Below are 14,670 nucleotides of genomic sequence, written 5' to 3'. Positions count from 1 at the left end.
TGAATTTAGTAAGAAAACTTTACTCTTTAACGAATAAATAGTATAACGAATTGAATATTAGTTATTTTTGAAGTCCCAAATCGATTAACTATGAAATTAAAGTACTTCTTGTACCTGTTTTTAGTATGCCTCATGTTTGGTAGCATCAATGCTCAAACCAATGCACCGAGCATTCAAGCTGGTGTTACTTTTCAATGGAGCGATGTTCAAACTAATAGAACGCAGCCGGCAACTATTGAGAGTGTTACTGTAAATGGTATTGTATACCTCAATTTTGGACTGCCAACCGCATACGAACTCACCCAGCTAGGGCCAGATGGCCATGGACAGAACAAAATTCTGAGAAATGGAGCGAATGTAGAAACAACTAGTGCAAGTGCTTCTTGGAATGCCTCTGCATTAACGGCTTTTCAGGATTTAAACCTCAATCATTATTTTGGCTCTAGCAACAATGGACAAAATATTTGCGATAATTATTCCTCCGAATCCACGACAACAGCACAACGCCAAACATTGTCGTATGGCACTGGTATATTGGCAACCTCAAGTGGGGTAATTGCAGTTACAGAGCGTAATGCTAATAATTGTCTTCATATAGAACTTTTTGGTATTCCAGCGGGTGGCGGAGCAGAACAGTCTTTGGGTGAAACTTTTGTCAACAAAACATCCACCAAATGGGGTTTCGGAGGTACAGGAACTAGTGGTAATTTAGGGACTAACGGTGCAATTAATCCACCTCCTGCTGGGGCCGATTATTGGTTGAGCGATAGAGTGGTAGAAAATGGTGGTACCATTGGTATTGCATTGTTTTATTTAGATGATATTGCACCAAACGGGTCACTCATTACCAAAGCGCAATTAACAGCTTCAACGCGAGATCATGCCGATGGTAAAATGTTTATTTTTACTTTGGCAGATGATGATGAGGATGGGCTGAGTGATGTCGATGATTTAGACGATGACAATGACGGTATAAAAGATACTTCTGAATCTGGAGGAATTGATCCTTCCGCCGATCATGATACAGACGGTATTCCTAATTACAAAGATGCCGATTTCTGTACACTTAATGCTCATGGGATTTGTGAAAATATCGATTTCGATTCAGACGGTGTTCCCAATCATTTTGATTTAGATAGTGATAATGATGGTATTCCAGATGTTTTGGAGTCGGGAGGTGTAGATGGCAATGCAGACGGAATGGCAGATGGTTCAATTGGTACTACAGTGGCAACTTACGGAATACCAAGTTCTGCCGGTTCGGGAACCACCCCCGTAAATACCGATAATAGAGAAGATTTCGATTTCTTGGATATTGATAGTGATAATGACGGTATTCCTGATAACGTTGAAGCACAAACTACCTTAGGGTATGTTGCGCCATCTGGAATTGTAGCCGTTACCGGGGTAGATGTGGCCTATGTATTAGGTATTGTGCCTGTAGATACCGATTTTGACGGTATTTGGGATTTTGTGGATTCTGATTCAGATAATGATGGGCTCGATGACATCAAGGAAAACGGTATGGCCGATACACTAACGGCTGCCGATGTAGATGGCGATGGTTTAACGAATGCATTTGAAACCAACGGAGTCAATGATTCTAATTTGGATGTTAATGAAGATATTGAAAACCCATCTAATTTGGCAATCTTACCCGATGCGGACGGTGATTTGTTCACTGGAGGGGATTTGGACTACCGCGACCTTTTCGATGTAAACCCGCCGTCGTCTGCGACGATCGATTTCGACGGTGTTGACGATTACCTGGACAGCGACCTCGACCTTGGTGGCTATACTGCGGCCACGGTAATGGCCTGGATAAAATTGGACGAGAATTTTCTAAATTCATCTTATGTGCTAAATTTTGGCAACCTGCACATCCAAACGCACAGTTCAAGGCAGGTTTGGTTTAAAGTTAACGATGTGGCAATAACCCCAGCATCAAAAATCGATAAAGATGTTTGGACGCATGTAGCGTTGATATTTGATAGTACGTCACCCTCGGCAAGGCTAAAGGCTTACATTAATGGGGAGCTTCATGGCTCGAGCAACGATGCTTCTTTATCTGGTGCGATTTACACTTCCCCAGATTATTTTACCATTGGGGCCAGGGCACTTGACCATAATATGCTCTTTAATGGAAGTATTGATGAAGTGCGCGTGTTCGACGAGGCATTAACCGAAGATCAAATGCGAAAGATTATTTACCAAGAAATAAATAATAGTTCGGGAAATGTGTACGGAAGTGTAATTCCTAAGTCCATATCCGATTCGGCCACATCAGCGGTAATCCCATGGTCAAATTTAAAGGCCTATTACCCGATGACGGATATCGTGAACCTAACGACCACCGATTTTTCGGGCAACGGCCTGTCTGCTCGTCTGCACAACATCACCACGGTACAGCCACAAACGGCGCCTATGCCCTATAAAACGGTAGCTGATGGGTGTTGGTGCACCGAATCCACTTGGTTGCACGGCGATGTATGGGATATCGAAAATGCTTCAGATAATAAAGATTGGAGCATTATCCAAATCTCTAATAATGTTAGTACTACTAATTCGCATAACCATTTGGGCTTGATAATAGATTCGAACAAAACCTTAACGGTAAACGGAGATAATTTGATTGAAAACAGTTGGTATTTTGAACTGAACGGTACTTTGGATTTAATGGACGATTCCCAACTGCTGCAGACAGAAAACAGTGATTTGGTAACATCGGCCGAAGGCAAGATTTTAAGAAGGCAAGAAGGCCAATCCAATCCGTATAGGTACAACTATTGGGGCTCTCCGGTTGGTTTTACGAGTGTTTCAACCCTATCAGACAATAATACGGGTAACAATGCCAACAATACAACTTTTAGTTTAAATATGCTTAAAGATGAAGCTGGTTCAAACTGTTTGTTTACTTCAGGGCAAACGGGCAACGGTAAGATCAGTACCCAATGGATCTACACATTTATAAACGGATTGACTTATTGGGACTGGGCGCAAATTTCGCCATCCACATCATTAAGCCCGGGCGTGGGCTATACCCAAAAAGGGACCGGGAATGCCGGAGCGGAACAACAATATATTTTTGAGGGAAAACCAAATAACGGCACCATTTTGTTGGATGTAACGGACAAGGGCGGAGCGGGCTCCGTGCCCAACCAGTCCAAGACGGAATACCTTTTGGGCAACCCCTACGCCTCGGCAATCGACATCCATAAGTTCATCGACGACAATGCGGGCGTGATAGACGGCACGCTACAGCTTTGGCAACATTGGGCTGGCAATTCGCATTACCTAAACGAATACCAAGGTGGTTATGCCCAAGTGAACAAGTTGGGGTCTTGCCGTGCCTATCAATTTGTTGGGTTTTACGGAGACCATAACGGCTCTCAGGATGGTACTATCGTGCCTTCGCGCTACCTTTCTGTCGGTCAGGGCTTCTTGGCCGAAATTGTGGCCGATGGGCAAGTGGAATTCAACAACGGGCAGCGTGTTTTCATTAAGGAAGCCGATGCCGATGGTACTTACGATAATGGTTCTACGTTCTCAAAGTCTTCCAACGGAAAAAATCCAAAAGAAAAGGCTTCAAGAGATACAATGCAGAAAATCCGTTTGGAATTCAATTCGGTAACAGGTCCCAAAACGAGAAGGGAACTGTTGATGGGCTTCAGCGATTATACCACTGATGGCTTCGACTATGGCTACGATGCCAAGAGTACGGAGACCAACAACAACGACCTGAATTTATCATTGGAAGGAAAAAATATGATTATGCAGGCCTATGGCGAAATTACCGATGAAAAAGTAGTGCCTTTAAACTTGAAATCGTCGGGCGATAACACTTTCGAAATTATGATTTCCGAGAAGGAAAATATTAAAGAAAGTCAAAGAATTTATCTGCACGACAACCTAACCGGCGAGTATTTCAATCTTACAAAAGGCGAGGCGTGTCAGTTCGGTTCAGAAGCCGGGGTGTTCAAAAACAGGCTGTCAATCGTTTTCCGGAGCGAACAGCAAATGTTAAGTGCAGAAGAGGCCGATGGAACAAAAAACCGTACTTATTACCAAAACCCAGCCAAAACGTTTTATGCGAAAAATATGGATAGCGAGGTTACCCATTTTACCGTGGTGAACATGCGTGGCCAAAGCGTACAAGATTTGAGTGGTGTATCCAATGCCCAATTGGAAATGGGCGTTCGATTGAATAGTTTAGCTGCTGGTGCTTATGTGGTTTGTTTAAGAACGGCCAATAACGAGGTGCTGACCAAAAAAATAGTAGTGAATTAAATCCCTAATTTTTACAATACCAAAAGAGCCCTGAGTTTTTCAGGGCTTTTTTATTCATTTTTAAATCCAAGTAAATGTATTTTGTCGAAGAAATTTGCATTTTGTGGATTTTTTTTCTACGTTTGTTACTAATAATGCCCCCAAGCTATTATAATACTTAATTAACTATGAAGGTTTTCTCTCATTTTTTGAGTGTGTTGTGTTTTATTGGTTTCAATGCGTTCGCCCAAACACCTGCTAACGACGATTTTGTAAATGCAGAGGTTATACCGCACACTACAAATTGGTGTTCCTCCAATTCACCTTTCACTACAATTAATGCCACCCCCGATGGAACAAAGGGTTCAGCATGGCGAAATGGTCCAAATTACAACGTTTGGTATAAATTCCAGGCTACCACAACGCAGGTGAATGCCGAAATTAGCACCGGAGGGTCATCAGGGAGTTTACGCTATCCTTATTTGGGGCTTTGGGACGATAACGGCACAGAAATAACTAGTATGACATATTACAGTTCAACAGGAAGTATCAACGTTCAGTCCGACAATTTAACCGTCGGAAATTGGTATTATATTTCTGTGGATAACCATTCATCAACTAGCTATCGAGGTTCCTTTACGTTATGCGTGGAGGATGAAGTGGATTTTGATTATATGGAAAAAGCCCATGAGGTACCGCACACCTCAAATTGGTGTTCGGCAGATGGTGAATTCAGTACAATAAATGCTACCCCTGATGGTGTAAAAGGCTCAACTTGGCGAAATGACCCAAATTATAACGTTTGGTTTAAATTTCAGGCGACCACAACAGAAGTTAATGCGTCTATAAATACAGGAGGGTCTACGGGAAGTTTACGTTACCCTTTTCTCGCACTTTGGGACGCTGTCGGAACGGAGATTACAAGTTCGACGTATTACAGTTCAACCGGTACCATTAACGTTCAGTCTGATAATTTAACCATTGGAAATTGGTATTATATATCGGTTGATAATCATTCTAGTTCAAATTACAGGGGTTCATTTACACTTTGCGTTGACGATACTGTAAATAACGATTTTAAAGATAAAGCCATTGAGTTGCCACATACTTCAGACTGGTGCTCGGCTGATGCCGAATATACCACGATAAATGCTTCGGCAGATCAAGCTAAGGGAAGTACATGGAATAATGGCCCCAATTATAATGTTTGGTACAAATTTCAAGCCACGACAACCGAGGTCAATGCTCAAATAAATATTGGGGGCAGTTCTGGCAGTCTGCGTTATCCTTTTCTAGCCCTTTGGGAGGACAGCGGTGCAGAAATAGCCAGCTCGAGATATTATAGTTCAACAGGAACGATAAATGTGCAATCGGATAATTTAACCGTTGGCAATTGGTATTATATATCGGTTGACAATCATTCTAACTCAAACTACAGAGGCTCGTTTACGCTTTGTGTTGATGACGAGGTTAACAACGATTTTAAAGACAAGGCCATTGAATTGCCGCATACATCAAGTTGGTGTTCGGCCGATGCTGAATACACCACGATAAATGCTTCGGCAGATGAGACTAAAGCAAGCACATGGAATAATGGGCCTAATTACAATTTATGGTATAAATTCCAGGCTACCTCAACCGAGGTGAAAGCCGAAATATATATTGGTGGTTCGTCTGGAAGCCTACGCTATCCATTTATGGCGCTGTGGGATGACAGCGGTACAGAACTTATGAGTTCGGCTTATTATAGTTCAACAGGAAACATAAATGTACAATCCAGTAGTTTAACGGTTGGAGAGTGGTATTATGTTTCGGTCGATAACCATTCCAGTTCGAGTTATCGAGGAAGCTTTGCATTGTGTTTGTACGACGAAGTAGATTATGATTTTTATGAAGGCGCTATAGACGTTACGAGTATTATTAATAGTTGCTCGCAAGATCAGCAATACACTACCATAGGAGCATCGGCTGACCGCAACAAGGGCTCTAACTGGAATAACAACGGGCCGAAAACAAACCGTTGGTTTAAGTTTACAGCACCTGCTTCTGGCGAGATTAATGTTACCGTAGATATAGGAGGCGGTAAGGGCACTCAAAAAACGACGCAAATGGCACTATGGGCCGCTGATGGAACTACCGAGATTGCCACTAAAAGATATGCTTACAATACCGAAGATGTGGTTATGGGAGCCAATGGGTTAACTCCAGGAGATACTTATTATATTTCTGTTGATGCTTATCATTCAGGGTACAGTGGTACGTTTACCTTATGCCTGCAAGACCAATTGGATTACGATTTTTATGAAGGAGCCATAGATGTTACGAGCATTATCAATAATTGCTCACAGAACGAAGAATACACTACCATAGGCGCATCGGCCGACCGCGACAAAGGGTCTAACTGGAACAACAATGGGCCGAAGACTAACCGTTGGTTTCAGTTTACGGCACCTGCTACCGGCGAGATTAGTATTACTGTGGATATAGGAGGAGATAAAGGTACTCAAAAAACGACACAAGTAGCTTTATGGGCTTCCGATGGCATCACCGAAATTAATAGTAAAAGATATGCTTACAATACCGAAGATGTGGTGATGGGAGCCAATGGGCTAACTCCGGGAGATATTTATTATTTTTCCGTTGATGCTTATCATTCGGGGTACAGCGGATCCTTTACTTTATGCATCCAAGACCAATTGAATTATGATTTTTATGAAGGGGCCAGAGATATTACAAGTATTATAAACAGTTGTTCGGCAGATGCAGAATTTTCAACTGTGGGAGCCTCACCAGACCGAAATAAGGGTTATAATTGGAACAATAATGGCCCAAAAAACAATAGATGGTTTAAGTTTACCGCACCAGCAACTGGTCAAATTGAAGTAACCGTTGATGTGGGCGCAGAAAAAGGTACCCAGAAAACCACCCAAATAGCCCTTTGGGAAACCGACGGACTCACCGAACTGAGTAGTAATAGGTATGTTTCTAATACTGATGATGTTATTTTGGGTTATACATCACTAACGCCCGGTGAGGTATACTACGTTTCGGTTGATGTTTATAACTCCAGTTACGATGGGTCGTTCACCCTATGCGTAAAAGATAGGATAAGCTATGATTTTTACGAAGGTGCCATCGACATCACAAACCTTATAAACTCTTGTTCGGACGATGCTATTTACGACACCACAGGAGCGACACCCGATAAGGTGGCGGGCTCCAGTTGGAACAATAATGGGCCGAAATATAACCGTTGGTTTAAGTTTACGGCGCCAGAAACAGGACAAATTAGCATTACCGTTGATGTTGATGGAACCAAAGGAACCCAACGAAGAACCCAAGTGGCCATGTGGGAAGATGGCGGAACGGTTGAAGTGGATAGTAAAAGGTATGCATCCAACAATGATGATGTGGTAGTTTCTGGTTTTAATTTAACTCCAGGAGCAACTTATTATGTTTCTGTAGATGCTTATCCGGGTAATACGGGTACGTTCTCACTATGTGTTGAGAACACTTTTGTTGATTTCAATGGAACAGACTATTATGTTGATTTTGGTGATAATCACGATTTATCTCGTAGTTTTTCCCTAGAAGCTTGGGTGCTACAAAAGTCTACAAGTGCCAAGGCAACAATTATGTCTAAAGGTGATGTTGCATTGGGGGCGCTTAGGGGCTATCATTTCACATTGGAAAATGGGTATCCTAGTTTGATATGGTATAATAATTCAGGCATACCGGTATTAACTATTACCTCGACAAACCAAATTGAGAATAATAAATGGTACCACGTAGCAGCAACATACACAAGAAATACGGTGTCTCTATACGTTGATGGCGTGTTGGTGGCTACAAGTGTAAGTGCCTCAGCGCCTTCAAATAATAGTTACAGTTTTTTATTAGGAGCTAGTTATGATAGCAGTACACCAAATACACCCAAGTATTGTTTTGATGGGTATATAGATGAAGTCCGTATTTGGAATGTGGCTCTTAGCAAACAACAGATAAGGCAAATGATGAACCAGGAAATTGTTCAAAGCGGAACAGGGATTCGTGGAAAATTAATCGCTTCAAATATTTCAGATAATTTGCTTTGGGCGAACTTAAAGGGATACTACCCGATGGCTAACAATGCCGCTGCCGATTTTTCAAGTAATAATATCAACGGGTATTCAAAAAATAATAGTGCTTCAGTTCAAGAACAAACAGCACCACTGCCTTATGTAACAAGCGCTGATGGACCATGGGCCTCAAGCTCTACTTGGCTTCATGGCGATGTTTGGAATATTTCAAATTTAGGAGATGATAATGAATGGGGAATTGTTCAAATAAAAAACAACATTGCCATTGATCACGATATCAATACCATGGGGCTTTTCATTGATTCCGGTAAAACCTTAACGGTAAACGGAACACGGCAGGTAAAGAACGAATGGTATTTTGAGCTCAACGGAACTTTAGATTTAATGGAAGATTCGCAGCTTATCCAAACCATAAATAGCAACTTGGTAACATCGGCAACGGGTAAATTGCTTAGGAGGCAAGAGGGTGCTTCAAGTCCGTTTTGGTACAATTACTGGTCTGCACCAATTGGTGCAATGGCCGCTACCTCACTTACAGATGATAATGCCTCTATTAATAACCTCAATAACACATCCTATAAATTGAATATGCTAAAGGACGAATCAGGTTTCAACTTGCCTTTTACTTCAGGACATTCAGGTAATGGAAGTATAAGTACGGCTTGGTTATATACTTTTAAAAATGGTGTGACCTATTGGGACTGGAAAGCTGTATCTCCCACTTCGCCATTAAGCCCAGGAGTGGGTTATACCCAAAAAGGAACAGGTAGTCCCGGCAACGAGCAACAATATATTTTTGAAGGTAAACCCAATAATGGTACTGTTTTGATTGATGTTGTAGATAAGGGCGGTGCCGGTTCTGTGCCCAACAAAACAAAAACCGAATATTTGGTAGGGAATCCTTATGCTTCGGCTTTAGATCTTCATCAGTTTATAGATGATAACGCGGGTGTAATAGATGGAACCATTTATTTGTGGCAACAGTGGGCAGGAAACTCACATTATTTAAATGAGTACCAAGGCGGATATGCTCAAGTCAATAAGCTTGGCGGTTGTAGGGCTTACCAATTTGTTGGCATAGAAGGTGGTGTAGATAATTCCAAATTCGGAGCCATTGTGCCTACCCGTTACATTGCTGTAGGGCAGGGGTTTGTTGTTGAAGTCGTTGCAGATGGCCAAGTAGAGTTCAATAACGGTCAGCGGGTATTTATAAAAGAAGTAGATGCGAACGGAACTTACAATCAAGGGTCTATCTTTTCGAAGTCTACCAAAGCCAGCAAATCTTCAAAAGAAAAAATTGAGAAAAGTGAGATGCAGAAAATCCGTTTGGAATTCAATTCAGCAACAGGTCCAAAAACCAGAAGAGAGCTTTTGCTTGGATTTAGCAATTATACCAAAGATGATTTTGATTATGGTTACGACGCCAAGTGTACAGAATCAAACAACAACGACCTTAATTTAGCTCTTGAAGGAAAAGGTATGATCATGCAGGCTTATAGCCCAATTACGGACGACAAAGTCATTCCGCTTAATTTTAAATCGTCGGGTAAAAACAGTTTCGAAATTAAAATATCCGAAAAAATAAATATCCCAGAAAATCAAGCTATTTACATAAAAGATAATTTAACCGGTGAGTATTTCGACCTTTCGCAAGATGGAACTTATCAGTTTAGCTCAGAACCAGGAAGATTTAACAGTAGGTTTGATATTGTGTTCCAAGATGAGCAGCAATCATTAAGTACCGAAGAGGCTATGACACCAGAAAGTTTTATTTATTATCAAAACAGCAGTAAAACCTTTTATGCTAAAAAGTTGAATGGTACGGTGAAACATTTTGCATTGATAAATATGCGCGGGCAAAATGTGCTTGAAATGAGTAATGTAAGCACAGCAGAGCTAGATCGAGGCATTAGCTTCAGCAATATGACTACAGGGGCTTATGTGGTGTGTTTAAGAACGGAAACCAATGAGGTGCTCACTAAAAAAATTGTAATTAATTAACGGTAAAAATAACGTTTCATCTATTTTGAGTTGACGAAAAAAGAGAATATAATGCTTTTAGCGAATAAATAGTGTAACGGATTGAATATTAGTTGTTTTTAGGTTCCCAAATCTATTAATTATGAAAACAAAATTATTTTTTCACCTACTCGTGGTATGCCTTGTTTTTAATTTAGGCAGTGCCCAACATTCACCGATAAAGGTGAGGGTTAAATGGCCTAAACAGTCTTACGAACATAAAGTTGAAATTTATAATACGGCTAACGATTTATTACTTACCCTTTGCGACGATTCGCAGTGTTACACTTCAAGTCAAGTTACTTCTACAGATCGGTATAGCGTAAAGTACGATTTAGGATGTGTTCCTAATGGTACAAATTATTACGTTAAATTATACGATGTCGCCAACAACGGTTGGGACGGCGGAAGCGTAAAAGTAGAGGTAGATGGTGTGCAAGTGGTCAACGACAATGGGGCTGGAGCAACAACTTCTGGCCAAATCATTTACTTCGATGTGTCGGGAGGAGATTCCACCTGTAACAACATTCCTGATTTAGATCAGGATGGTGTTGGAGATTACTTGGATTACGATGACGATGGTGATGGCATACCCGATGCCATTGAAAACTTAGGGGAAAATAGATTTGAATGCACACTCCCACCTTTAAATTTTGAAAACGGATACTATGATAGTTCTGTAAGTACAGGAGCAGAAGGGGCTGTTGGTGCCGTGTATAGGTTTGGAAACACTATTACAGGGTATGATGTTCTTATGGAAATTACAGAACTTACCAATACAACCATTGCTAATATTGATGATGATACTACGGGTAATGTGCCCTATTTACAAACTACACTGACTTTCGCCGGAACGGGAACTCCAGGGGCTACTTTTAAATTTACCATAGTAGATTCAGGTACCGCAACGCCTTCTACAAATATTTTTAGGGTGAATGGTATTACTTGGGATTGCGACGGTACTTCAAGTTTGTTGGAGTCGGTTATTTATTATAATCCCGCGGCTTATGGTATTGATAACCCTTCAGATTTAACCGTTACGGATTTAGGTTCGAATAATATTGAAATGACTTCTGGAGATACCACGGTAAACGGGTTTTCTACATTGTCTTGGTTAAGAGCGTATTACCAGTTTATAGGAAATTCGTTTACCATGAGAATGCAAGCTATAAAAACATCTTCTGGTTCTTCAACAAGGCAGTATGCTATGTCGTTCACACAATGTGAATTTTTAGATTTCAACGCCAATTCTTTAACCATAGTAACGGGTGAAGATTTTGACAATGACGGGGTTTATAATCATTTAGATATTGATAGTGATAATGACGGTATTCCTGATAACGTTGAAGGGCAAACTACCTTAGGGTATATTGCGCCATCTGGAGTTGTAGCTTCTACAGGAATAGATGTTGTTTATGGTAGTGGGATAGATGTTGTCTTTACAGATTGGGATTTAATGCCGGATTTTCTTGATTTAGATAGCGATGATGATGGTTTATTAGATATCGAAGAAAATGGTATGGCAGATGAAATCATAGTGTTTTCAGACACCGATAACGATGGTTTGGATATTCTTTTTGAGGGCTCGACCCCTTATGATCCAAATGACCCAAATGATGAGATTGATAACCCCAGCGACCTATCGATCTTACCCGATGCGGACGGTGATTTGTTCGCTGGCGGTGATTTGGACTACCGAGACCTATTCGACGTGAACCCGCCATCGTCCGCGACGATCGATTTCGACGGTGTGGACGACTACCTGGACAGCGACCTGGACCTTGGCGGGCTTACCGCAGCGACGGTAATGGCGTGGATAAAGCTGGACGCTGGCTTTTCGAGCTCGGGCTATGTGGTTAACTTCGGGAACCTGCACATCCAGGCGCACAGCTCTAGGCAGCTTTGGTTCAAGTTGAACGATGCGGCGATCACGCCAACGGCTAAGTTCGACCGTGACGTCTGGGTGCACGTGGCCCTGGTTTACGACAGCGCCTCGGCCTCGGCGAAGCTCAGGGCCTACGTGAACGGCGCGCTCCACGGTTCGAGCAACGACGGTTCGCTCTCGGGTGGGATCTATGCCTCGGGCGATAGCTTTACCATAGGGTCCAGGGCACTGGACCACGCCCTGCCGTTCCACGGAGCGATAGACGAGGTGCGCGTATTTGACGTGGCGTTGACCGAGGACCAGTTGCGCAAGACGGTCTACCAAGAGATAAACAATAATTCGGGCACGGTGCAGGGCAGTACCATTCCCAAACCGGTATCCGATTCGGCCACATCGGCGGTAATCCCATGGTCAAATTTAAAGGCCTATTACCCGATGACGGATATCGTGAACCTAACGACCACCGATTTTTCGGGCAACGGCCTGTCTGCTCGTCTGCACAACATCACCACGGTACAGCCACAAACGGCGCCTATGCCCTATAAAACGGTAGCTGATGGGTGTTGGTGCACCGAATCCACTTGGTTGCACGGCGATGTATGGGATATCGAAAATGCTTCAGATAATAAAGATTGGAGCATTATCCAAATCTCTAATAATGTTAGTACTACTAATTCGCATAACCATTTGGGCTTGATAATAGATTCGAACAAAACCTTAACGGTAAACGGAGATAATTTGATTGAAAACAGTTGGTATTTTGAACTGAACGGTACTTTGGATTTAATGGACGATTCCCAACTGCTGCAGACAGAAAACAGTGATTTGGTAACATCGGCCGAAGGCAAGATTTTAAGAAGGCAAGAAGGCCAATCCAATCCGTATAGGTACAACTATTGGGGCTCTCCGGTTGGTTTTACGAGTGTTTCAACCCTATCAGACAATAATACGGGTAACAATGCCAACAATACAACTTTTAGTTTAAATATGCTTAAAGATGAAGCTGGTTCAAACTGTTTGTTTACTTCAGGGCAAACGGGCAACGGTAAGATCAGTACCCAATGGATCTACACATTTATAAACGGATTGACTTATTGGGACTGGGCGCAAATTTCGCCATCCACATCATTAAGCCCGGGCGTGGGCTATACCCAAAAAGGGACCGGGAATGCCGGAGCGGAACAACAATATATTTTTGAGGGAAAACCAAATAACGGCACCATTTTGTTGGATGTAACGGACAAGGGCGGAGCGGGCTCCGTGCCCAACCAGTCCAAGACGGAATACCTTTTGGGCAACCCCTACGCCTCGGCAATCGACATCCATAAGTTCATCGACGACAATGCGGGCGTGATAGACGGCACGCTACAGCTTTGGCAACATTGGGCTGGCAATTCGCATTACCTAAACGAATACCAAGGTGGTTATGCCCAAGTGAACAAGTTGGGGTCTTGCCGTGCCTATCAATTTGTTGGGTTTTACGGAGACCATAACGGCTCTCAGGATGGTACTATCGTGCCTTCGCGCTACCTTTCTGTCGGTCAGGGCTTCTTGGCCGAAATTGTGGCCGATGGGCAAGTGGAATTCAACAACGGGCAGCGTGTTTTCATTAAGGAAGCCGATGCCGATGGTACTTACGATAATGGTTCTACGTTCTCAAAGTCTTCCAACGGAAAAAATCCAAAAGAAAAGGCTTCAAGAGATACAATGCAGAAAATCCGTTTGGAATTCAATTCGGTAACAGGTCCCAAAACGAGAAGGGAACTGTTGATGGGCTTCAGCGATTATACCACTGATGGCTTCGACTATGGCTACGATGCCAAGAGTACGGAGACCAACAACAACGACCTGAATTTATCATTGGAAGGAAAAAATATGATTATGCAGGCCTATGGCGAAATTACCGATGAAAAAGTAGTGCCTTTAAACTTGAAATCTTCGGGCGATAACACTTTCGAAATTATGATTTCCGAGAAGGAAAATATCAAAGAAAGTCAAAGAATTTATCTGCACGACAACCTAACCGGCGAGTATTTCAATCTTACAAAAGGCGAGGCGTGTCAGTTCGGTTCAGAAGCCGGGGTGTTCAAAAACAGGCTGTCAATCGTTTTCCGGAGCGAACAGCAAATGTTAAGTGCAGAAGAGGCCGATGGAACAAAAAACCGTACTTATTACCAAAACCCAGCCAAAACGTTTTATGCGAAAAATATGGATAGCGAGGTTACCCATTTTACCGTGGTGAACATGCGTGGCCAAAGCGTACAAGATTTGAGTGGTGTATCCAATGCCCAATTGGAAATGGGCGTTCGATTGAATAGTTTAGCTGCTGGTGCTTATGTGGTTTGTTTAAGAACGGCCAATAACGAGGTGCTGACCAAAAAAATAGTAGTGAATTAAATCCCTAATTTTTACAATACCAAA

General features: G+C 42.3%; 3 protein-coding genes. All 3 read left to right on the top strand.

The window, feature by feature from the left end; translation table 11 throughout:
- The first annotated feature begins 90 nt into the window (after positions 1-90).
- The 3 genes from ABI125_16190 (at position 91) to ABI125_16180 (ending at position 14,646) form a co-directional block, all read left to right on the top strand.
- Positions 91-4,287 (top strand): LamG-like jellyroll fold domain-containing protein, encoded by a 4,197-nt coding sequence (locus tag ABI125_16190; protein ID XCF06246.1) that lies wholly within the window; start codon positions 91-93, stop codon positions 4,285-4,287.
- 167 nt (positions 4,288-4,454) lie between these two features.
- Positions 4,455-10,346, top strand: coding sequence for a LamG domain-containing protein (locus ABI125_16185; GenBank protein ID XCF06245.1), 5,892 nt, complete (start codon positions 4,455-4,457; stop codon positions 10,344-10,346).
- 121 nt (positions 10,347-10,467) lie between these two features.
- Positions 10,468-14,646, top strand: coding sequence for a LamG-like jellyroll fold domain-containing protein (locus ABI125_16180; protein XCF06244.1), 4,179 nt, complete (start codon positions 10,468-10,470; stop codon positions 14,644-14,646).
- The last annotated feature ends 24 nt before the right edge of the window (positions 14,647-14,670 follow it).

The organism is Tamlana crocina (assembly GCA_040429635.1).
Lineage (GTDB): Bacteria > Bacteroidota > Bacteroidia > Flavobacteriales > Flavobacteriaceae > Flavisericum > Flavisericum crocinum.
Note: the sequence above shows the minus strand (reverse complement) of the source record. Positions and strands in the feature narration are given on the sequence as shown.

Bases quoted from the DNA above. Each gene is read 5' to 3' on its own strand.
- ABI125_16190 (XCF06246.1), top strand. From the start codon at position 91: ATGAAATTAAAGTACTTCTTGTACCTGTTTTTAGTATGCCTCATGTTT.
- ABI125_16185 (XCF06245.1), top strand. From the start codon at position 4,455: ATGAAGGTTTTCTCTCATTTTTTGAGTGTGTTGTGTTTTATTGGTTTC.
- ABI125_16180 (XCF06244.1), top strand. From the start codon at position 10,468: ATGAAAACAAAATTATTTTTTCACCTACTCGTGGTATGCCTTGTTTTT.